Origin of the sequence: Bradyrhizobium aeschynomenes, assembly GCF_013178945.1 — a bacterium.
In the GTDB taxonomy this organism is placed as follows: domain Bacteria; phylum Pseudomonadota; class Alphaproteobacteria; order Rhizobiales; family Xanthobacteraceae; genus Bradyrhizobium; species Bradyrhizobium aeschynomenes.
In genome coordinates this window covers 273,676-293,913 of the sequence record NZ_JABFDM010000005.1, presented here as the reverse complement: position 1 = coordinate 293,913, position 20,238 = coordinate 273,676, and the positions used below count along the sequence as shown (strand labels likewise).

19 protein-coding genes are annotated in these 20,238 nt (G+C 66.1%); 4 read left to right on the top strand and 15 right to left on the bottom strand.

The features are described from left to right. Positions 1–160: 160 nt before the first annotated feature. From HL666_RS16980 to HL666_RS16940, 9 genes are read right to left on the bottom strand one after another with little or no spacing between them, the layout of a single operon-like run. The gene (locus HL666_RS16980; RefSeq protein ID WP_172182562.1) at positions 161–850 is read right to left on the bottom strand and encodes a YoaK family protein; all 690 of its coding nucleotides are present in this window, start codon (positions 848–850) and stop codon (positions 161–163) included. A gap of 20 nt (positions 851–870) precedes the next feature. After that, positions 871–2,280 carry an alginate export family protein gene (locus HL666_RS16975; RefSeq protein ID WP_172182560.1) on the bottom strand — a complete coding sequence of 470 codons (1,410 nt, stop codon included), beginning with the start codon at positions 2,278–2,280 and terminating at the stop codon, positions 871–873. Positions 2,281–2,284: 4 nt separating this feature from the next. After that, positions 2,285–3,169 (bottom strand): glyoxalase, encoded by an 885-nt coding sequence (locus HL666_RS16970; protein ID WP_172182558.1) that lies wholly within the window; start codon positions 3,167–3,169, stop codon positions 2,285–2,287. 25 nt (positions 3,170–3,194) lie between these two features. Next, positions 3,195–3,620, bottom strand: coding sequence for a DoxX family protein (locus tag HL666_RS16965; RefSeq protein ID WP_172182556.1), 426 nt, complete (start codon positions 3,618–3,620; stop codon positions 3,195–3,197). Continuing rightward, positions 3,620–5,497, bottom strand: coding sequence for an amidohydrolase (locus HL666_RS16960; protein ID WP_172182554.1), 1,878 nt, complete (start codon positions 5,495–5,497; stop codon positions 3,620–3,622). The genes HL666_RS16965 and HL666_RS16960 overlap by 1 nt, the downstream gene beginning before the upstream one ends. After that, complete coding sequence (locus tag HL666_RS16955) at positions 5,494–5,781, bottom strand: XapX domain-containing protein (protein WP_172112771.1); 288 nt, start codon at positions 5,779–5,781, stop codon at positions 5,494–5,496. The genes HL666_RS16960 and HL666_RS16955 overlap by 4 nt, the downstream gene beginning before the upstream one ends. An 8-nt stretch (positions 5,782–5,789) precedes the next feature. Beyond that, the gene (locus HL666_RS16950; protein ID WP_172112770.1) at positions 5,790–6,440 is read right to left on the bottom strand and encodes a hydrolase; all 651 of its coding nucleotides are present in this window, start codon (positions 6,438–6,440) and stop codon (positions 5,790–5,792) included. Between the two features lie 26 nt (positions 6,441–6,466). Then, entirely contained in the window at positions 6,467–6,979 is a 513-nt protein-coding gene (locus HL666_RS16945) for a magnesium transporter CorA family protein (RefSeq protein ID WP_172133030.1), read from the bottom strand. 15 nt (positions 6,980–6,994) lie between these two features. After that, entirely contained in the window at positions 6,995–7,819 is an 825-nt protein-coding gene (locus tag HL666_RS16940) for an alpha/beta fold hydrolase (protein ID WP_172112768.1), read from the bottom strand. A 143-nt stretch (positions 7,820–7,962) separates the two neighbouring features. Between HL666_RS16940 and HL666_RS16935 the strand changes: the two genes are divergently transcribed. After that, positions 7,963–9,012 carry an AraC family transcriptional regulator gene (locus tag HL666_RS16935; protein WP_172182552.1) on the top strand — a complete coding sequence of 350 codons (1,050 nt, stop codon included), beginning with the start codon at positions 7,963–7,965 and terminating at the stop codon, positions 9,010–9,012. A 26-nt stretch (positions 9,013–9,038) separates the two neighbouring features. Here the strand turns inward: HL666_RS16935 and HL666_RS16930 are convergent, their stop codons facing one another. Then, positions 9,039–9,494, bottom strand: a complete 456-nt coding sequence (locus HL666_RS16930) for a nuclear transport factor 2 family protein (protein ID WP_172182812.1) — start codon at positions 9,492–9,494, stop codon at positions 9,039–9,041. A gap of 61 nt (positions 9,495–9,555) precedes the next feature. Continuing rightward, positions 9,556–10,356, bottom strand: coding sequence for a bifunctional hydroxymethylpyrimidine kinase/phosphomethylpyrimidine kinase (gene thiD / locus HL666_RS16925; RefSeq protein WP_172182550.1), 801 nt, complete (start codon positions 10,354–10,356; stop codon positions 9,556–9,558). A gap of 120 nt (positions 10,357–10,476) precedes the next feature. Here thiD and HL666_RS16920 point away from each other — a divergent pair, with 120 nt between their 5' ends. Continuing rightward, positions 10,477–10,722: an Lrp/AsnC ligand binding domain-containing protein gene (locus HL666_RS16920; protein ID WP_172112765.1), complete on the top strand. Its 246-nt coding sequence runs from the start codon at positions 10,477–10,479 to the stop codon at positions 10,720–10,722. 387 nt (positions 10,723–11,109) lie between these two features. Then, positions 11,110–12,174, top strand: a complete 1,065-nt coding sequence (locus tag HL666_RS16915; RefSeq protein WP_172182548.1) for a helix-turn-helix domain-containing protein — start codon at positions 11,110–11,112, stop codon at positions 12,172–12,174. Here the strand turns inward: HL666_RS16915 and HL666_RS16910 are convergent. Then, positions 12,128–14,635, bottom strand: coding sequence for a bifunctional diguanylate cyclase/phosphodiesterase (locus HL666_RS16910; protein WP_172112763.1), 2,508 nt, complete (start codon positions 14,633–14,635; stop codon positions 12,128–12,130). The two genes, HL666_RS16915 and HL666_RS16910, sit on opposite strands and share 47 nt — an antisense overlap. A 238-nt stretch (positions 14,636–14,873) precedes the next feature. Here HL666_RS16910 and HL666_RS16905 point away from each other — a divergent pair, with 238 nt between their 5' ends. Next, a complete protein-coding gene (locus tag HL666_RS16905; protein WP_172112762.1) occupies positions 14,874–16,034 on the top strand; it encodes an ABC transporter substrate-binding protein in 1,161 nt (386 codons plus the stop codon). Positions 16,035–16,241: 207 nt separating this feature from the next. Here HL666_RS16905 and HL666_RS16900 read toward each other — a convergent pair whose 3' ends face one another. The 3 genes from HL666_RS16900 to HL666_RS16890 form a co-directional block, all read right to left on the bottom strand. Continuing rightward, positions 16,242–17,162 (bottom strand): c-type cytochrome, encoded by a 921-nt coding sequence (locus tag HL666_RS16900; protein ID WP_172182546.1) that lies wholly within the window; start codon positions 17,160–17,162, stop codon positions 16,242–16,244. Positions 17,163–17,332: 170 nt separating this feature from the next. Beyond that, on the bottom strand, positions 17,333–17,785 hold the full coding sequence (locus HL666_RS16895) for a c-type cytochrome (protein WP_172182544.1): 453 nt from the start codon (positions 17,783–17,785) through the stop codon (positions 17,333–17,335). A gap of 132 nt (positions 17,786–17,917) precedes the next feature. Continuing rightward, on the bottom strand, positions 17,918–20,227 hold the full coding sequence (locus HL666_RS16890; RefSeq protein ID WP_172182542.1) for a xanthine dehydrogenase family protein molybdopterin-binding subunit: 2,310 nt from the start codon (positions 20,225–20,227) through the stop codon (positions 17,918–17,920). Between the last annotated feature and the right edge of the window lie 11 nt (positions 20,228–20,238).

The following is a 20,238-nucleotide window of genomic DNA, read 5'->3' as shown; positions in this document are numbered from 1 at the left end:
AAAGAACGAAACTGTTCCGTTCTAAATAGAGAACGGATCCCATTAGGCAAGCCGGAAGGGCCGCTTCGGGATCGATAACTTTTCGTGAGCGGACCCTAAAATTTCCGTCATCCAATCGTAGGCACGATCGGATCGGCTGGCCGCAATGACGATCTGGAGTTCAGCGCGCCGGCGGCGGACCAGCCATGCGCGCGACGAGCGTCAGCGCAGCGACAACAGGCGGGATCACGAAGCACCAACTCCCGAGCCTGACGAACAGCAGCGCCGCCGCGCCGCAGCCGAGCGCAAAAGCAGCGACGTTGACCGCCATCTGCACCAGCCGTCCCGGCGGCGGCGCCTGGCCCTTGTCGCCGACATAGATCCTGTCGGCGATGTCGATCATCACCTGCGTGGTGGTGCCGGTCATCAGGGTGGAGGGCGGGGACGTCGGCAGATGGATCCGGTGCACGGCGTTCTGGATCGCCATCGCAGCGACCAGCACCATGCCGGTGAGGATCGCCTCGTGGCTGTCGCCGTTGTGGAACGGGCCGAAATGGATGGCGAGCGCGGCCCCGAGCACGAGCAGCACCAGCTTGACCGCGATCAGGATCTCGAAGGCGCGCGACCATCTGCGCGACAGCAGCGTACCGGTCAGCCGCGTCGCGATCACGACGACGCAGAACACCGGCAGCGCCAGCAGCTTGGCGATTGCGCCGGACGTCCCAAGCGCGAGCGCCGCGCCGAAGGTGACGAAGTTGCCGGTAACATGCGCGGTAAACAGGCCCTGCAGCGCCAGGAATCCGGCGGTGTCGACATAGCCGGCATTGACGCTGAGCAGCAGCGGGACGATGCGCGAGTCCGTGGTCGCCATGGGTTGTCTGCCTTCGTTGATCAGAGCGCGTATTTCAGCTCGACGCCGATGTAGTCGGAGTCGTGGCCGCCGGCGTGGTGCAGCGTATCGCCGATGTCGTAGTGCACGGCCTCGATCGCGCCGGTGAGATTGGCATTGAAGCGATAGTCGGCGCGCAGCTGCGCATAGGCGCCGGACCACAGACTGCCCTGCCCGGCGGTGCCAGCCACGGCGACGTTGGGCTGGACGTAGATCGCGTCCGCCGTCGTCGCGCGCCATTGCAGGCCGATCGCAGCCATAAACGACAGCGCCGCGGTCGGCTTCACCGTCAGCGAGGGCTTGAGGTGGATCAGGTTGGTGTAGCCGGTGAAGCCGGCGAGCGAGAAATAGTAGCCGTTCGGGAACAGCGGATTGAACGTCTCGATCCTGTCGTCGCCGCGATGGCGGTCGCCGGAGGCGCCGTCGAGCTGGAGGCCGATGCGCGGCTGCCAGGCGACGTCGGCGAAGGTGTAGCCGACGCGCGCGCCGGCACCCCAGGCGCGGATCTGCTTGGCGCCGACCGAGCCCGCCTGCCCCATCGCTTCGAGATCCCAATCGAAGCCGGCGAGCTTGCCGGCGAAGCGCAGGTCCAGCACGTGGCGCTGCTCAAGACCCGCGGCGTCGAGAAAGCGGGCATTATCGCGCTGGTAGTAGGAATAATACGCCGACAGCTCGTTGGTGCCAAGCACCTGGCGTTCGACGCGGAAGGTGTGGAACAGGAACTTGCCGTTGGACGTATCGTCGAACGGCCGCACCAGATTGTACTGCACCGGCTGGCTGACGAAGCCGATGAAGCGCCAGGGACCGCTTTCCCAATCGCCCCACAGCGCATCGAAGGACTGGCGCACGTTCGGCCCGTCGCGCGAGGAGACGAAGCGCTGCAGGTCGAAGTCGAAATCCTGCCGGCCGACACGGGCCTTGAACGTGCCCTGCTCCGTCGCATTGACGTAGGCGAGGAAAGCCAGCCGGAGATCGAGCGGGTTCTGGTCGACCGACGTGATGTTGGCCTTGCCGAAGGCTCTCGCGTCTTCGAGCTGGACGAAGGCCTGCCAGTGTTCGTCGAAATGCGCGTCGGCATGGATCTGCAGCCGTTGCAGGACGTGCTGATCGGGCTTGGCGCCGCCGATGCCGAAGCTCGCCGCGTCCAGGCTCTCGAACCGCTCGCGCAGGGTCATGCCGAACGAGACGTAGCTCTGCGGCACGCCGGCCTGCAGCGGGATGTATTTGATCGGATCGAACGCCTGCGTGCGCAACGCCGGGTTGGCAAGAACGGACCAGTCCTCCTGCCAGCGGTTGGTGCGGATGGCGGGACGGCTGTCTTCGGCGTCGGCCACGCCGCACGACGCTGCGATCATCGCAACAGCGGCCGCCGTCCTCGTCAGTGCCTGCCCCATCCGCACGCGTGTCCCCATCGGGCTACTTTACCAGCGCGTGGATTTCCGCGACATAGCCGCCGGGAAACTGCACCAGCGCCTGCTCGCGCTTGTCCGCCGTAAACGGCTCGACCAGCACGGTCGCGCCCGCGCCCTTGGCCTTGTCGAGCGTGGCTTTGAGATCGGCGACCTCGTAGCCGGTCATCTCGCGGCCGAACGGATATGGCAGATGGCCGTCGGTGACGAGCACGGTCATGCGGCCGAACACCGACTCGATGCGGATGCGCCGGTAACGATCATTGGGGCGGCCGATCTCGACGCCGGGCGCCCTGGCCTCGTCGGAGACGACCTTGCCTTTCGCAAAGCGCAGGAAGGCGCGCGTGAACGCTTCGGCGCGATCGGCCGAGACATAGACGCGGTTCTCCGGAGCCGTCTCGAACGCCGCATAAGACGGCTTGGTCGTGTGCCAGTAGAGCTGCATGTTGACGCCGCCCGGCCACTGGATCACGGCATCCCGGCCGATCGGATCGGGAAACGGCGCGACCACGACATCGGCGCCGGCGGCTTTGGCCGCCTTGATGGCGGCGTCCATGTCGGTGACGAGATAGCCGGTGCGCTCGGCGCCGAACGGATATGGGATCGGAGTCTTGAAGCCGAACAGCGACACCGTACCGACCGGCGTCTGCAGCAGCTGCGAGGTCGTGCTGCTCGGCGTCGGCGTCACCGTGGCGACCACCTGCTTGGTGCTCTGGCCGCCGAAGGTGGCGAGGAAGCTCGTCACGAACTTGTCGACGTCGTCGGGCGCGACATAGACATGCGTCGTATCGTATTGCGCGCCGACGCCGACCAGCGGCGCGGTGCCCTTGGCGAGCGCGGGAGCGGCGAGCAGCGTGGTAGCGACGAGTGCGCCGAGCAGATGACGGGACATGACAACCTCAGACAGGAGACGCGGATCAGGCGCGGCGCGCGCGCCAGGACATGACGGAGACGAGCACGAGACCGGCGATCAGTCCGAGATGCTCGAAGAAGGCGTTGAGCGCCATGAAGCGGTCATGGCCCTGCATGTGCCAGAAGTCGTTGGCGGTGAGCATGGCGACAAAAGTGAGCACGCCGAGCCCGCCGGCGCCGAGCCAGACCAACCGGTTGGCCACGACGAGCAGCGAGCCGATCAGTTCGACGGCGATCGCAGCGACCGCCCACAGCGCCGCCGGCTGCAGGCCGAAATGGGCCTGCTCGGCGATGGCGCCGGGGAAGTCCGCGAGTTTCTGGACGCCGCCGATCAGATAGGCAGAGACGAGCGCGAGCCGCGCCGCCGGCCAGAGCCACGGCCAGGCGAGCACCGCCGCAACCGGCCGCGGCGTGTCCGGGATTGTGGCCATCACACCGCCCAGCAGGCGCAGCCGAGCGCGCCCCAGAAGCTCTTGAGGTCGGCGACCGGCAACTGGCTCGACCAGGAGCGTGCGTGATCGTGGCCGTGCACGCCGCAGGAGTTGGCGCAGCCGCACATCTGCATCGCCTGGGCACGCACCGCGCCGGTCTCATCCTTCGCGAGCCACGCGCCGTAGCCGCCGAAGCGGCGCACCGGCGACCAGTCCGGCATCGCAGGCGGCGGCGCGGCGTCGTCGAGCGTCTTGAAGTCGGACGCTGCGTAGACCACACGGCCGCCGACCATCGTCAGGTGGCTCGTGATATCGGCGATCTCGGCTTCCGCGCAGGTGAAGAAGTCGCGGTCCGGCACGATCAGGTCGGCGAACTGGCCGACTTCGATGCGGCCCTTTTTGCCCTCCTCATTGGAGAACCAGGTGACGTTCTCGGTCCACATCCGCAGCGCCGTCTCGCGATCGAGGCAGTTGCGTTGCGGATACAGCCGCAGGCCGCCGACCGTGCGCCCCGTCACGAGCCACGACAGCGAGACCCAGGGATTGTAGGACGCGACCCGCGTCGCGTCGGTGCCGGCGGAGACCTTGACGCCCTTGCCCAGGATCTTCTTCACCGGCGGCGTCGCCTCTGCGGCGCCAAAACCGTAGCGCTCGACGAAGTACTCGCCCTGATAGGCCATGCGGTGCTGTACGGCGATGCCGCCGCCGAGTGCGGCGATGCGGTCGATTGACTGGTCCGAGATCGTCTCGGCGTGGTCGAAGAACCAGTTGATGCCGTCGAGCGGCATGTCCTGATTGACCGTCTCGAACACGTCGAGCGCGCGCGAGATGGTCTCGTCATAGGTCGCGTGCAGCCGCCACGGCCATTTGTTCTGCACCAGGATGCGTACGACCTCCTCAAGCTCGCCTTCCATTTCGGCCGGCATGTCCGGCCGCGGCACACGAAAATCCTCGAAGTCGGCGGCGGAGAACACCAGCATCTCGCCGGCGCCGTTGTGCCGGAAATAGTCGTTGCCCTGCTTGTAGGACGAGCTCTGCGTCCAGCGCAGGAAATCGTCCTTCTCGCCCTTCGGCTTCTGCGTGAACAGATTGTAGGCGAGCCGGATCGTGAGCTGGCCGTCATCGGACAGCTTCTGGATCACGGCATAATCGTCGGGATAATTCTGGAAGCCGCCGCCGGCATCGATCGCGCCGATGACGCCGAGCCGGTTCAGCTCGCGCATGAAGTGGCGCGTCGAGTTGAGCTGATAATCGAACGGCAGCTTTGGGCCTTTGGCGAGCGTCGCATAGAGAATGGCGGCATTCGGCCTGGCGAGCAGCAGGCCGGTCGGATTTCCCTGGGCGTCACGCACGATCTCGCCGCCCGGCGGCTGTGGCGTGTCCTTGTCGTAGCCGACGGCGCGCAAGGCGGCCCCGTTCAGGATGGCGCGGTCGTAGAGGTGCAGCAGGAACACCGGCGTATCCGGCGCCACCGCATTGAGCTCGTCGATGGTCGGCAACCGCTTCTCGGCGAACTGATGCTCGGTGAAGCCGCCGACCACGCGCACCCATTGCGGCGGCGGCGTGATCGCGACCTGCGCCTTCAGCATCGCCATCGCATCCGCCAGCGAGCGCACGCCGTCCCAGCGCAGCTCCATGTTGAAGTTGAGCCCGCCGCGAATGATGTGGAGGTGATTGTCGATCAGGCCCGGCAGCACGCGCCGGCCCTTGAGGTCGATCAGCTTGGTATTCGGGCCGGCGAGCTTCATCACGTCCGGCTCATGGCCGACGGCCGTGAACACGCCGTCCTTGATCGCCACCGCATTCGCCTGCGGATTGGAGCGGTCGAGCGTCGTGAACAGGCCGCGATGCAGGATGAGGTCGGGAAGATCGCTCATGAGGCCTTCTCGTCTTGCGCAGCAGAGGTCGTCGTCTCCGCCCGGCCATGATGGCCGGGCAGCAGGCCGAAGATGTGCGTGGCGCAGGCCGCCTTCTGCCACGCGGCAGCAAGCGTGGTGCCGTCGAGGAGCTGCCTGCCCACGGGGACCACCTGCTCTCCAACGAGGATGCCGAGCAGGCCGACGAGCGCCACCAGCGGCGGCGCCGGCGAGCGCACCTGCAGCAGGCTGTAGATGACGCCGACCAGCAACCCTGCCCCGAGCGAGAACAGATAGAGCTTCATGACGTGCCTCAGGCCGCCTTGGGACCGCCCTCGGAAGCGTGCTCGCCGAGCGCCCATTTCGAGAAGCGGATCTGGATGCCGTACGGGGAATGGGCCTTCAGGATCTCCATCATGCCGTCATAGGTCTCGGCCCGTGCCCAGTCCTGCTGCAGTTCGAAGGCGAACTGGCACGAGGTGATCGGCACGGCGCCGGCCTGCACCGCACGATCCATCGCCCGGTTATGCGCCTCCAGCGACAGATCGCCGCAGGCATCGGCCGGAATGTAGATCTCGTACCCCTCGCGCAGCATGTCGAGCGTCGGGAACAGCACGCAGGCCTCGGTCCACAGTCCCGCGATGATGAACTTCTTGCGTCCGGTCGCGGCAACCTGCTTGCGGAAGCCGGCATCGAGCCAGGAGTTCATCGCCGTGCGGTCGACGATGTCGTGATTGGGAAACAGCTCGGTGACCTCCGGCATGAAGGGACCGGAGAACGAATCCTTGGCGACGGTGGTGAGCACCGTCGGGAGCTTGAACAGCTTGGCCGCCTTGGCGACGATCTGGATGTTGTTGAAGACGCCGAGGCGGTCGTGCGACTGCACGCCCTGATACATCGCCGGCTGGTAGTCGATCAGCGCCACCGCGCAGTTCTGCGGGGTGAGCATTTCGAGCTTGGACATGAGGGTCTCCTTGAAAACGAGATGAGTCAGGCGAGCGATGCGCGCGGCGCAGCCGCACCGGGCGTGAAACGCCGCCACGAGAAAATTCCGAGCGCGATGAACAGAGCGAGCGTGACGAGCTGAGCAACCGCGAACGGGAGTTCGCTCTGCGTGGGCGCGAGCGCGTTGAGCACGCCGATCTTCTGGAACGACTGCACGACCGCAACGAAGACGTTGAGATAGAGCGAGAGCAGCGCAGCGACGACGTAGACCCGTCGCCACCACCCCGACAGCGCGAACACGTAGAGCGCGGCAGCGGCCGCGGTCAGCAGCGCCAGCAGGATGATGCCGATGATCCGCGGCGGGTCGAGACCGAATGGCGGCAGCGGAAACCCGGTCACGCCCGTGAGAAAGGTCGTGACCAGGAACAGCGCCGCCCAGACCGCCAGATGGCGGGCTGCCAGCATGCCGGCGAGCATGACGAGCCCGGTCGCGATTCCGATCAGGCTCAGCACCACGTGGATCTGAAGAAACAGAGTCGTCGGGATTCCCCAAGTCATGCCAGCCTCCTCTGATCAGCTCTTGATGAAGGCCAGCAGGTCGGCGTTGATGGTCGCGGCTTCGGTGGTCGGCATGCCGTGCGGAAAACCCTTGTAGGTCTTGAGCGTGCCGTTCTTGAGCAGCTTGGCCGACAGTGGCGCGGAATCCGCGTAGGGAACGATCTGATCGTCCTCGCTATGCATCACCAGCACCGGCAAGGTGATCTTCTTGAGGTCTTCGGTGAAGTCGGTCTGCGAGAACGCGACGACGCCGTCGTAGTGCGCCTTGGCGCTGCCCATCATGCCCTGCCGCCACCAGTTCTGGATCACGGCCTCGGACGGCTTGGCGCCGGGCTTGTTGAAGCCATAGAACGGCCCGGCCGCGACGTCGCGGTAGAATTCCGCGCGACGGGTTGCAACCTGGGTCTGGAAGTCGTCGAACACCGATTTCGGCAGGCCGCCCGGATTGGCCGCGGTCTGCACCATCAAGGGCGGCACCGCGGCGATGATCGCGGCCTTCGCGGCGCGGCTCTCGCCGTGACGTGCGAGATAGTGCACGACCTCGCCGCCGCCGGTGGAATGGCCGACATGCACGGCATTCTTCAGGTCGAGATGCGCGGTCAGCGCCGCGAGATCGTCGGCATAGTGGTCCATGTCATGACCATCAGGGACCTGCGCCGAGCGGCCATGGCCGCGGCGGTCATGGGCGATGACGCGATAGCCGCGATCGAGGAAGAACATCATCTGCGCATCCCAATCATCCGACGACAACGGCCAGCCATGGCTGAACACGATCGGCTGACCGGAGCCCCAGTCCTTGTAGTAAATCTCTGTGCCATCGTTGGTTTTCAGGACGGGCATGATTGTCTCCTGGGCCTTGAGGGGACGCGGTCGCCACGACGAATTTCGTATCGCGATCGCCAATCCCAGATGCTATGCAGTCTCATGTGCACCTGCACAATGATCCGAGGACGCCAAAGCACTGGCTCCAGAAGGCCAAGGGGATGGCTCAGCAGATCCGAACCACATCGTCGTCCTGGATGCGCGGAGTCGCGACCACGCTGACCGAGCAAGGCCTCGATGCGGCCGCGCTGTTTGCCGAGGTCGGACTTGCGATTGAGGATCTCGACGATTGCGATCGCCGCTGGCCGACCGAGGCGCTGAGCCGATTATGGGTGCTGGCGGCCGAGCGCTCGGGCAATCCGGACATCGGCCTTGCGAAGCTCGATGCGCCGCGGCCTGACAATTACGGCGTCGCGGGCTACGCCATGATGTCGAGCCCCACGCTTCTCGCCGGACTGACCCGTCTCATCCGCTATATGTGTCTTGTCAGCGACGCGGTGACCATCACGCTCGAACCCGGCGATGGGGGCCGCTGGGTACGCACCGACGTCTATGGTGGCGAGTGTCCGATTCCGCGCCAGCGCTATGATTACGGCGTGGTCAATCTGCTCAATCTGTGCCGCTGGATGCTGGACCGGCGGCTGACGCCGCTCTCCACGCGCTTCTCACACGCGGTGCCGCTGTCGATCGCGTCCTACAACAAGGCGTTCCAGTCGCCGCTCGAATTCGACGCGCCGTTCAACGGCTTTCTCATCGCGGAGCAGGATCTCGCGTGCAAGCTGACCACGTCGGCGCCCGAGCTCGCCGCTATCCATGACCGCATCGCCGACGAGGCGCTGGAGCGTCTCGTCAAGACCGACACGGCCCATCGGGCACGCACGGCGATCGCCAAGCTGCTGCCCGACGGCAGCCCGCTGCGCTCGGCAATCGCGGCCGAGCTCGGCTTGAGCGATCGCACTTTCCAGCGCAGGCTCGCCGACGAAGGCATTTCCTTCAGCGACCTCGTCGAGGATGTCAGGCGCGAGCTGGCGCAGCGCCACCTCGCCGATTCTCGCATGACGCTCACCGACATCGGCTATCTGCTCGGCTATGCCGACCAGAGCACGTTCTTCCGCGCCTCCAACCGCTGGTTCGGCGAGTCCCCGGGCGAATATCGATCGCGCGTGATGAACGGGCATCGACGCGAGATCGAGGCCGCTCAGCAGAAGTGAGCGGCGGGATCTGCTCCGCTTGCGGGTCAGAACATGCCGTTGGTGTTGGCCGACTGCTCGGGGATCGGCTGTACGGAATCCCAGTGCTCCTCGATCTTGCCGTCCTTCAGACGGAAGATATCGACGATCGCGCTGCCGCGGGTGCCTGGCTCGCGGATCGCATGCACACGCAGAATGACGAAGTCGCCGTCGACCAGGACCTTCGTGATCTCGCTGCGGGATTGCGGATACTTGGCCTTCAGGAATTCGATGAACTTGCGGAATCCTTCCGGACCGTCCTCGGCGCTCGGATTGTGCTGAATGTAGGTGCCGAGATATTTCGAGGCCGCCACGAAGTCCTTGCGGTTGAGGCCCTGCTCATAGAAGTCGAGAACGATCTGCCTGTTGCGTTCTTCCTCCGCCGAATAGGCCCGCTCCGCCCGGACCGGCGTGGAGAGCACTCCGACCATAGCCAGCATCATCAGGATCAGGGCATGCCGCATCATCGAGGTCCTCCTGAGTGGAAAAGCTTGCGCGGCCGGACCGGACGCATGAACCACCACGTCAATAAAACCGATGCAGATGATGCACCGGGCCGTGACCGTGACCGACCGTGAAGCGGTCGGCGGCGGCGATTGCGCCGGAAATGAAGGCCTTGGCATTGCGCACGGCAGTCTCCAGCTCCTCGCCCTTCGCAAGCCCCGCAGCCACCGCCGATGACAGCGAGCAGCCGGTGCCGTGCGTATTCCTGGTGGCGACGCGCGGCGCTGACAGCGCGATGCTGGTTCCTGAGGTGATCAGGTAATCGGTGCTCTCGGCCCCCTGCCCGTGACCGCCCTTGATCAGCACGGCCGGACAGCCGAGCGCCAGCAGCCGGCGCCCCTGCGCGGCGATGGCCTCGTCCGTATCGGCGATCGGCTCGCCGAGCAGCGCGGCCGCCTCCGGCAGGTTCGGCGTGATCAGCGAGGCCTGCGGGATCAGCCGGCTGCGCAACGCCTCGATCGCGTCCTCCGGCAACAGCCGCGCCCCGGAGGTCGCCACCATCACCGGATCGAGCACGATGTGAGCAGGCCGCCAGCGCCCCAGGCTGTCGCTGATGGCCCCGGCGATCGGCGCCTGAGCCACCATGCCGATCTTGACCGCGCCGACGGTAAGATCGGCGAAGACGGCGTCGATCTGCGCCGCGACGAAATCGGGCGGCACCAGGTGCACCCCGGTCACGCCCGTGGTGTTCTGGGCGGTCAGCGCCGTCAGCACCGAGGCGCCATAGACGGACAGCGCCGCGAAGGTCTTCAGGTCGGCCTGAATGCCGGCTCCCCCCGAGGAGTCCGAGCCGGCGATGGTGAGTGCGACAGGCGTGCTCATAGCCTTTCCTAGCGCGGCGTCGACACGCCCGGCAAGCAGGCCGGGTCCCCTGAAATGCGTCTCGACTTCGTCCGAAAACGCTATATTGAGGCTTGGAACGTCCTCTGGAGACCGTCCGCAATGGTTCCCTTCTTCGTCCAGATCAAGTGCAAGCTCGGCCAGTCCTACACGGTCGCCAATGCGCTGGCAGAGGCCGAGATCGCGTCCGAGATCTATTCCACGGCCGGCAATTACGATCTGCTGGTGAAGTTCTACGTCGATAACGCCACCGACATCGGCCACTTCGTGAACGAGAAGGTCCAGGTGCTGCCGGGCATCCAGGACACCCACACCATCATCACCTTCAAGGCCTTCGGCGCCACCTGACGACAGGCAGCTCCCGCAAGGATCGTCGCGAGACCTTTGGACCTCGCCGATAGACAAAGGCGCCCGTCGTTGCCGACGAGCGCCGAGGTCTTTGAAAATGGCACAAGCATGGTTTCGTCATGAAAGACGGTGAGCGGGTGGTCCCCTCTCCGGCCGAATTTTTCGGGCCAAGTGCTTCGGCAGTTCGGAAAGCCGAGCCTTTCGATCGCGAGGGGCAATCGGGGGGACCATCGAACGGCCCGGCTTTCCTTCTGGGCAACTTGGCGATAGGCCCCCTATAACCGGTGCGGGGTGCGGGAGGTCAATGCGGGCGAGTGGCCGGATACGATCGATCAAGAAGTTGAGACGAAAGCTCAAGACAGTCTGCGACGTCGTGTGAAGAGTGAGATGAAAGCCGTTTCGTCCCTGCTGCCGAGTTACGGCTTCTCAGCCGAGCAGATGGACACCGAGACCAATATCGTCGCCTGGCGCGAGGCCACCTCGACGTTCTTCGACGTCGATGACCTCGCCGCCGGCGAGGCCGCCCCCTTCAGGGCGGATGTCCTGTCCTATGCGCTTGGCTCCGTCCTGCTCGGATCGGCCCGGGCCAGCGGCCAGCGCTTCCGGCGATCGGCCGAGACCATCGCGCGCAGCGGCGTCGATCACATCATCCTGCAGCTCTATGTAAGCGGCGGCTATGAGGGCGTTGCCGGCCAGCGCCCGATCCGGGTCGAAGCCGGCGATCTCTGCGTGCTCGATCTGGCCCAGACACTCGAGACGCGTGCCACGCCGTTCGAGAACGTCACCATGGTGGTGCCGCGGCCGATGTTCGATTCCCGCCTGCTGCAGGTCGATGATCTGCACGGGCTGGTGCTGCCGCGCGGCGGGGCCTTGGCGCCGCTGCTGGCGCGGCATTTCGGCGCACTGCTCGATTGCGCACCGCGGATGAGCTTCGATGAGTGCCAGGCCGTCGTCGACGGGACGATCTCGCTGATCTCGGCGTGCCTGCGCGGCGAGCTCGAGCGCCGCGATGCCGATCGCAGCGTGACGGCGGATGCCTCGCTGCTCCGCATCCGGCAATACATCGAATCGCAGCTGTCCAGCCCCGAGCTCAGCGCCGACGCCGTCGCGCTGCATTTCGGCCTGTCACGGGCATCGCTGTATCGGCTGTTCGCACCGATCGGCGGCATCGCCGACTACATCCGCAGCCGCCGCCTGCACCGCGCCTTCTTCGATCTCGCGGGAAGCGGATCGCGCGGCTTGCGCGTCAGCGAGGTGGCGCGGCGCTGGCAGCTCGGCACGGATGCGCATTTCACGCGGCTGTTCAAGGCGGCCTATGGCATCACGCCGAGCGCCGCGCGCGAGGCGGCGATGCTCGGCCTGCCGCAGCTGTCGGCCGCCGCCGAGGCGGACGCCGCCTCGCCGCTCAGCCGTTGGATGCGAGGGATAGCAGCGCCCCGGACCGGGGAATGAGCGCGACCACCGCGGCCGAGCGTGCATCGGTCTCGTGGGTGCCTTCTTCCTGCGGCGCCGGCTCGTCCGTCTCATCCGACGCCCGCGCGATGTCCAGATGCTGCTCCAGCTGCTCGACCGGCATCGGCCGGCCCAGCAGATAGCCCTGTGCGAAGTTGACTCCGAGCGCGCGCAACTGCGCCAGCTGCTCCTCGGTCTCGACGCCTTCGGCCGTGATCTGAATCCCCAGCCCGCGCGCCAGCGTCACCACCGACGAGATCACGGCGGCGCTTTCGTCGCGCACGCTCAGATTGGCGACGAAGGACTTGTCGATCTTGATCTTGTTGAACGGGAACGCGGTCAGCGAGCGCAGCGACGAGTAGCCGGTGCCGAAATCGTCCAGCGCCAGCGAGATTCCAAGGCCCTTGAGCCGGTCGATGAAGCTCTCGTTCTCTGCCGCACGCTCCAGCAGCACCGACTCGGTGATCTCGATCTCGAGCCGCTTCGGATCGAGGCCGGACCTCGCGAGCGCCGACTGAATGACGTCGAACAGCTCCGACTGCTTGAACTGCACGGGCGACAGGTTGACCGCGACCTTGACGTCGTCGGGCCACGCCGTCGCGTCGTCACACACGCGCCCGATGATCCACTCGCCGAGCGGCACGATCAGGCCGGTCGATTCCGCCAGCGGGATGAACTTGTCCGGCGGCACCAGCCCCTTGACCGGATGACGCCAGCGCACCAGCGCCTCGACGCCGCGGCGCTCGCGCGTCTCGGCATCGTAGAACGGCTGGTAGTGAACCTCGAACTGGCACTGCGCGATGGCGTCGCGGAGGTCGCCTTCCAGCGTGTTGCGGGCCTCGAGCTCGGCCGACATCGCATCGTCGTACATCGTGTAGCAGCTGCGGCCGGCGGATTTCGAACGGTAGAGCGCAAGGTCGGCCTTCTTGAGCAGATGCTCCTGGTCACGGCCGTGCTGGGGCGCGAGCGAGATGCCGATGCTGGTGCCGATCTCGACGCGCTGGCCGCCGATCTGGAACGGCTCGGCGATCAGCTTGGTGATGCGCTGCGCCAGCTCGATCGCGGCGGCGCGCTGATCGCTGGAGCCGGCCTGGATCAGGGCGAACTCGTCGCCGCCGAGCCGCGCCAGCACGTCCTCGTCGCGCAACTGCGAGCGCAGCCGCTGCGCGACCTGCATCAGCAGCTCGTCGCCGGCGCCATGGCCGAGCGAGTCGTTGACGTTCTTGAAGCGGTCGAGGTCGAGCAGGAAGACGGTGAAGCGGCCGTTCTTGTCGTCGTTGATGCGCTCCATCTCCTCGAGGAAGAAGGCGCGGTTCGCGAGCCCGGTCAGCGCATCGGTCTGCGCCAGCTCCAGCACGCGGCGGTTCGCGAGCGCGAGCTGCTGGGCGTTGCGGCTCGACAGAGCGAGATAGACGGCGAGGAAGATCGTCGTCGCGATGCCCGCGGCGTACAGCGCCAGCGCGCGATTATGCGTCGCCATCAGGCCGCCGCCGGCGGGCGCGGCCTGGAACACCCAGTCGGCATCGCCGATGCGCAGGGTGGTCGACCAGATGTTGGGGTCGGCGGGCCAGCGCTGCGGATCGACGCCGGAAGCATTGATCACGCGCTCCGGCGGCAGCAGGTTGATCTGCAGCGCCGGGCTGTTCGGATTGTTCGCACGCACCGACTGCAGCAGCATCGGCAGGTCGAAAACGCCGACGATGAAGCCGGAGAGATTGCGGCGGCGGTCGGCGACGGTGGTGCGCGACGTGCCCTTGGCATAGACGGGGATGCCGATCATCACGGCGTTGTTGCGCTCGTTCTGATTGATCAGGTTCTGGCGGGTCCGCAGCGCGCCGATCATGTCGTAGTCGCGCGACTGCTCCAGCACGGCGCGATGATCGGGGATGCTCCAGTAATCCAGGCCGTAGACCGGCGAGGTCTTTGCCTCGGTCGAGAAGTAGACCGGATAGTACTCGTCGCTCTCCGGCGCCACCGTGCCGTCCGGATAGGACTTGATGCGGAAGGCGGGAACGCCGTCGGTGATCGCGGCCGCTTCGTACTCGCCGCGCTCCTTGCGCTTGATCCGCGGCAGCCAGGCCAGACGCAGCATGCCGCGATGCGCCTCGAACAGGCGCGTGCTGAACGTCTGGTATTCGCTCCGCGTGATGTCGTCGTTGGCGGATTCGAAGCGGGTGCGCAGCGCCGTCAGCCGGCTGACATATTCGTTGACGCCGTTCTGGACCAGGATCGCCTGCGCCTCGGCCACACCTTCGAAATCGGTCCGCGCCAGCCGGTTCTCCCAGCGGCCGACGGCGACCGTTCCGGCAATCGACAGCACCACGCCGACGCATGCGGCGATGATCGCAGGACGATAGAGGCGGTATCGCGATAGCGACGCGCGCAGTCTCTCGCGCCCGCCACCGATGCGAGCACCATCATGTTCCTGCAGCGTCGGTGCGCTGTACTCTTCAACCTGCAATATGGCCCCCGCCAAACGGCTGCCCCTCACGACACGAGCACCGATGCTCGGCCGGCTAAGTTAAGGACGGTCAAAGATGATCAGTTGTGGAGTACCAGAAACCGAGGCTTGGTTAACGACTGGCTTTTCAGGGCCACCCAAAACGCGATCAAGCGCGAGCTACGTCTTTAGCGAGGTCTTCATTCAACGCGCGTAGGCTGATTTCTCGTCAGGCGTACGCGTGAATCGAAGATCGCAAATGAACTGGTTCTCAAGTTTCCGGAACTCCATCGTTCTCATCCTGGTTGCGGGCCTGCTCCTGGTCGGGTCTGCCCGCGCCGACGAGCTCGGCGTGACCAACGACTCGATCCTGTTCGGCCAGGTGGCAGCCCTGGAGGGCCCGTCGGCAGCGTTGGGCCAGGCCGCGCGCCAGGGCCTGCTGGCCGCGTTCAGCGAGCTCAATGCCAAGGGCGGCGTCTATGGCCGCCGGCTCAAGCTGGCGAGCCGAAATGACGGCTACGACCCCGACCGCTCCGTGGTCGAGACCATCAAGCTGATCTACGAGGACAAGGTGTTCGCGCTGATCGGCGCCGTCGGCACTCCGACCGCGATGGCCACCGCGCCGATCGCAGCCTCGAACGACGTGCCCTTCATCGGGCCGGTGTCCGGCGCCGAATTCCTGCGCGCGCCGGAATTCCAGAACATCGTCAACATCCGCGCGAGCTACGCGGCCGAGGCGGAAGCCTCGATCAAGCATCTCACCGAGGAGCTGCGTCTCACCCGCATCGCCATCTTCTATCAGGACGACGCGTTCGGCCGCGACGTGCTGGCCGGGGTCAAGACCCATCTCGACCGGCGCGGGCTGGAGCTCGCCGCCGAGGGCACGTTCGAGCGCAACACGCGCGCCGTCGGTGCGGCGCTGAAGGTGATCCGCCGCGCCGAGCCGGAGGCCGTGATCCTGGTCGGCACCTACGGCCCGTGCGCGGAGTTCATCAAGATGGCGCATCGCTCAGGCTTCAGTCCGACCTTCTCGGCGGTGTCCTTCGTCGGCGGCAATGCGCTCGCCAAGGAGCTCGGCTCGGAAGGGCGTGGCGTCATCGTCTCCGAGGTGGTGCCGTTCCCGTGGGACACGGATCGCCGCATCGTCGCCGACTATCAGGCGGCCATGAAGACGCTCGATCCGAGCCAGACGCCCGACTTCATCGGCCTCGAGGGCTACATCACCGGCCGCCTGGTGGCGCGCGCTCTGGCGATGACCGGGCCCAACCCGACGCGGGCCGAGCTGCTGCGGATCATCAACGAGGTCGGCCAGTTCGACATCGGCGGCCTCGTCGTCAGCTTTGGCAATGCGCGCAAGGAGAACCCGCCGCCTGTCTCGCTGACCGTGATTCAGAGCGACGGCACCTTCAAGCCGATCTAGAAGACGGTTTCCGGAGTCCTGGCACGTTGGTCATTTAGCTCTCGCTGTCATCGTCCGCGAAAGCGGACGATCCAGTACGCCGTGACACCTCGGTCAATCTCTTCTGCCGCGGAGTACTGGATGCCCCGCTTTCGCGGAGCATGACGGCGGTGGGGATGGCGGGATCCCGAGACGGAAACAACCGGTTCGAAGGAAACGCTCGTCTCGTCAGCCCGCCGGCTTCTTCGGCTTCGGCGGGCCTTCGACCGGCGGCAAGGATTTCAGATAGACCGCCATCGCCTTGCGATCCTCGGGCGTCAGCTGCGACGTATTGCGGATCACCCGCGCCATCGACCCTCCGGCGCTGTCCCCGTCGGGCAATTGCCCGGTCTCGAGGAAATAGCTGATGTCGCTCTCGCTCCAGTCCGACAGGCCCTTCTGGGTGATGTTCGGCACGAAGCCCTGCCCCTCCGGATCGGGGCCGCCAGCGAGGCGCTGTGCCGAAACGATGCCGCCGAGAGGGTTGCGCGGGCTGTGGCATTCGGCGCAATGGCCGAACGTGTTGACCAGATAGGCGCCGCGATTCCATTCCGCCGAGCGCGAGGCGTTCGTCACGAACGGCTTGTCGTCGAAGAACAGAAGTTTCCAAATACCGAGCGTGCGGCGAATGTTGAAAGGAAACGGCATGTCGTGGTCGCGCGACTTGCCGGCCACCGGCGGCAGCGTCTTCATGTAGGCGAACAGATCGCGGACGTCGTCGACCTTGGCGCCGGCGTAGGAGGTATAGGGAAACGCCGGGTAATAGTGACTGCCGCCGGGCGAGACACCCTTGACCACCGCATTGACGAACTGCGCCTCGGTCCAGCGCCCGATCCCGTCATTGGGGTCGGGCGAGATGTTGGGCGCATAGAAGGTGCCGAACGGCGACGTCAGCGGCAGGCCGCCACCGAGCTTCAAGCGATCCGGCTGGTTCGGCACCTGATGGCAGGAGGCGCAGCCGCCGATGTTGAACATCTCCTGGCCGTTGGCGAGGTCGGGCGCCCTCGTCGTCGCTGCGAGCGCGATCGTGGACGGCTGGGTCAACCACCAGAACACCGCAAGGCCGGCGGCGCCGAGCGCGCAGAGAGCAAGCAGGAGGCGTCTGGGCATGGTCGCTCCGTCACAGGCAGGAAGATAAGCGTCCGGCAGTCATCCGCCGCGAGCGCCGTGATACGACAAGACGCACGGGCCGGGCAAACCCGCGGGCCAGAAGCCAGTGCGGCAAAAACGAACGGGGGCGAACGCGCTGCCGCGTCCGCCCCCGTCGATGTCACGACAGATCAGCCGTTCTTGAGACGGAAGGTCTCGTGGCAGCCGCCACATTCCTTGCCGATCGCAGGCGCCGTCGCCTTCAGGCTGTCGAGATCCTTGATCTTGGCCTTGGCCTCGGTGACGACCTTGGCGAAGCTGTCGATCTTGGCCTTGAAGCCGGCCTGGTCTTCCCAGATCTTCGGCGAGGCGCTGTAGTCGCCCTCGAACTTCGCGCCCTTCATGCTGGCCGGATACATCGTCGGCAGCTTCTTGGCAGTCTCGTCGAGCTGCGCCAGGGCGGCATTGACGGCGGCCTGGTCATACGGCTTCTCGCCCTTGACCATGGCGATCAGGACACCGCCGAGGTTCTTGGCGTTCGCCTTCATGATGTCCTGGCTCTGCTTGACCAGGTTGTCCTGTGCCATCACGGCGCCGGCCCCGAGCAGCAACGCTGCTGCTGCCACCACGACAGTCCGCTTCATCAATTCGCTCCTTTGTTGTCACAATCCCGTCCAGCCCACCCGGACGGGTCGCGCCTGTTTGGTCAACCCCTGCCCCGGCGGGTTATTCCGGAATTGAGGCGGATATCGGAGAGGTACGCTGGGAGAGGGTACTCAGAGACTGTGACGGCGATGCTGCTCCCGGATCGCGATCCAGACCCGCTCGGGGGTCGCCGGCATGTCGATGTGGTCGATCTTGTACTCACGCCACAGTGCTTCGACGATCGCATTGACCACCGCCGGGCACGAGCCGATCGCGCCCGCCTCGCCCGCGCCCTTGACGCCCATCGGGTTGGTCTTGCAGGGCACGTTGTGGGTCTCGAAGGTGAAGGTCGGCGCATCCGCCGCGCGCGGCAGCGCGTAGTCCATGTAGCTGCCGGTGACGAGCTGAGCGTCGGAGTTGCTGTAGACCACCTGCTCCATCAGCGCCTGGCCGATGCCCTGCACCGCGCCGCCATGCACCTGGCCGGCGAGCAGCAGCGGATTCAACGTCACGCCGAAATCGTCGACGATCACGTAGTTCACGATCCTGATGATTCCGGTGGCCGGATCGAGCTCGATCTCAGCCACATGGGTGCCGTTCGGGTAGGTGCCGTCGGCGCTGGCGAAGGTGGCGCTGCCGTTGAGCTTGGCGGGATCGACGCCCGGGCGCTTGGCGAGATCGGCGAAGCTGATCGCGCGGTCGGTGCCGGCGACGCGGATCACGCCGTCGGCGATCTCGAGGTCGCCGAGGCCGGCTTCGAGCGCTTCGGCCGCGATCTGCTTGAGCTTGTCGCCGAGCTCATGCGTCGCACGCTGCACGCTGACGCCGCCCGAGGGGATCGAGGCCGAGCCGCCGGTGCCGAGGCCGGTCGCGATCTCCGCCGTGTCGCCCTGATGGATGTGGACGCGCTCCGGCGGCAGGCCGAACTGCTCGGCGACGATCTGCGCATAGGCGGTCTGGTGGCCCTGCCCGCTCGACTGGGTGCCGATCAGGATCGTGACGTCGCCATTGGGATCGAGCCGCACATTGGCGGTCTCCTCGCCCATGGTGCCGCAGACCTCGACATAGCTCGCCAGCCCGATGCCGCGGATGAGGCCATGCTTCTTGGCGGCCTTGGCGCGCTTGGAAAAATCCTTCCACTCCGCGATCTCCATCGCGCGCTTGAGATGCGCGTTGAAATCACCGGAATCGTAGACCTTGCCGGTCGCGGTCTTGTAGGGCAGCGCGCGCGGCGGGATGAAGTTCTTGCGCCGGATGGCATCGACGCTCATGTCGAGCTTGCGCGCGCAGGCATCGACCAGGCGCTCGACCACATAGGCCGCCTCGGGACGGCCGGCGCCGCGATAGGCATCGACCGGCACGGTGTGGGTGAAGATCGTGCGCACGCGGCAGTGGAACGCCTGGATGTCATAGAGGCCCGGCAGCATGCCGGCGCCGCCATGCGGGATGTAGGGCGCGAAGGTCGAGAGATAGGCGCCCATGTCGCCCATCAGGTCGACGTCCATCGCGAGGAACTTGCCGTCCTCGGCCAGCGCCATCTTCGCGGTCGTAACGTTGTCGCGGCCCTGCGCGTCGCCCATGAAATGCTCGGAGCGGTCGGCGGCCCAGCGCACCGACTTGCGCAGCCGCTGCGCGGCGACCGCGAGCAGCGCGTATTCCCGGTACGGAAACAGCTTGGTGCCGAAGCCACCGCCGACATCCGGGCAGATCACGCGCATCTTCTCGGTCGGGATCTTCAGCACGTTCTGGCACAGGATGTCGCGCAGGCGGTGGCTGCCCTGGCTGCCCGCCGTCAAGGTGAGATGATCGCGCTTGGTGTCGTATTCGCAGACGGCGGCGCGCGTCTCCATGAAGCTCGCCACCACGCGCGGATTGACGATGCGGATCTCGGCGACCGCATGCGCCTTGGCGAACGCCGCCTCGGTCGCGGACTTGTCGCCGATCGAGACGTCGAACAGCACGTTGTCCTTGTGATCGGCCCACACCTGCGGCGCGCCCGGCTTGATCGCATTGACGACGCCGGTGACGGCCGGCAGCGTCGTCCACTCGACCTTGATCGCCTCGATCGCATCGCGCGCATGGTCGAGCGTGTCGGCGACCACGAAGGCGACGGCGTCGCCGACATGACGCACCTCGTCCTTGGCGAGGATCGGATAAGGCGGCGCGGTGAACGGATCGGTCTCGAGGTTGAACAGGCACGGCAGGCCGCCGAGTTCCGCGGTGTCCTCGGCGGTGAGAATCAGCGCCACGCCCGGCAGCAGCCGCGCCGCGGCGACATCGACGGTGAACTTCGCATGGGCATGCGGCGAGCGCAGCACCAGCGCATGCAGGGCGGCCGATGGCGCGAGATCGTCGGTATAGCGGCCCTTGCCGCGAATGAGCGCGTCATCCTCCTTGCGGAGAACGCTCTGACCCATGCCGAACTTGATTGGAGCTGCCATCTTGTTTCACG

Bases quoted from the DNA above. Each gene is read 5' to 3' on its own strand.
- HL666_RS16980 (WP_172182562.1), bottom strand. From the start codon at position 850: ATGGCGACCACGGACTCGCGCATCGTCCCGCTGCTGCTCAGCGTCAAT.
- HL666_RS16975 (WP_172182560.1), bottom strand. From the start codon at position 2,280: ATGGGGACACGCGTGCGGATGGGGCAGGCACTGACGAGGACGGCGGCC.
- HL666_RS16970 (WP_172182558.1), bottom strand. From the start codon at position 3,169: ATGTCCCGTCATCTGCTCGGCGCACTCGTCGCTACCACGCTGCTCGCC.
- HL666_RS16965 (WP_172182556.1), bottom strand. From the start codon at position 3,620: ATGGCCACAATCCCGGACACGCCGCGGCCGGTTGCGGCGGTGCTCGCC.
- HL666_RS16960 (WP_172182554.1), bottom strand. From the start codon at position 5,497: ATGAGCGATCTTCCCGACCTCATCCTGCATCGCGGCCTGTTCACGACG.
- HL666_RS16955 (WP_172112771.1), bottom strand. From the start codon at position 5,781: ATGAAGCTCTATCTGTTCTCGCTCGGGGCAGGGTTGCTGGTCGGCGTC.
- HL666_RS16950 (WP_172112770.1), bottom strand. From the start codon at position 6,440: ATGTCCAAGCTCGAAATGCTCACCCCGCAGAACTGCGCGGTGGCGCTG.
- HL666_RS16945 (WP_172133030.1), bottom strand. From the start codon at position 6,979: ATGACTTGGGGAATCCCGACGACTCTGTTTCTTCAGATCCACGTGGTG.
- HL666_RS16940 (WP_172112768.1), bottom strand. From the start codon at position 7,819: ATGCCCGTCCTGAAAACCAACGATGGCACAGAGATTTACTACAAGGAC.
- HL666_RS16935 (WP_172182552.1), top strand. From the start codon at position 7,963: ATGGCTCAGCAGATCCGAACCACATCGTCGTCCTGGATGCGCGGAGTC.
- HL666_RS16930 (WP_172182812.1), bottom strand. From the start codon at position 9,494: ATGCGGCATGCCCTGATCCTGATGATGCTGGCTATGGTCGGAGTGCTC.
- thiD (WP_172182550.1), bottom strand. From the start codon at position 10,356: ATGAGCACGCCTGTCGCACTCACCATCGCCGGCTCGGACTCCTCGGGG.
- HL666_RS16920 (WP_172112765.1), top strand. From the start codon at position 10,477: ATGGTTCCCTTCTTCGTCCAGATCAAGTGCAAGCTCGGCCAGTCCTAC.
- HL666_RS16915 (WP_172182548.1), top strand. From the start codon at position 11,110: ATGAAAGCCGTTTCGTCCCTGCTGCCGAGTTACGGCTTCTCAGCCGAG.
- HL666_RS16905 (WP_172112762.1), top strand. From the start codon at position 14,874: ATGAACTGGTTCTCAAGTTTCCGGAACTCCATCGTTCTCATCCTGGTT.
- HL666_RS16900 (WP_172182546.1), bottom strand. From the start codon at position 17,162: ATGCCCAGACGCCTCCTGCTTGCTCTCTGCGCGCTCGGCGCCGCCGGC.
- HL666_RS16895 (WP_172182544.1), bottom strand. From the start codon at position 17,785: ATGAAGCGGACTGTCGTGGTGGCAGCAGCAGCGTTGCTGCTCGGGGCC.
- HL666_RS16890 (WP_172182542.1), bottom strand. From the start codon at position 20,227: ATGGCAGCTCCAATCAAGTTCGGCATGGGTCAGAGCGTTCTCCGCAAG.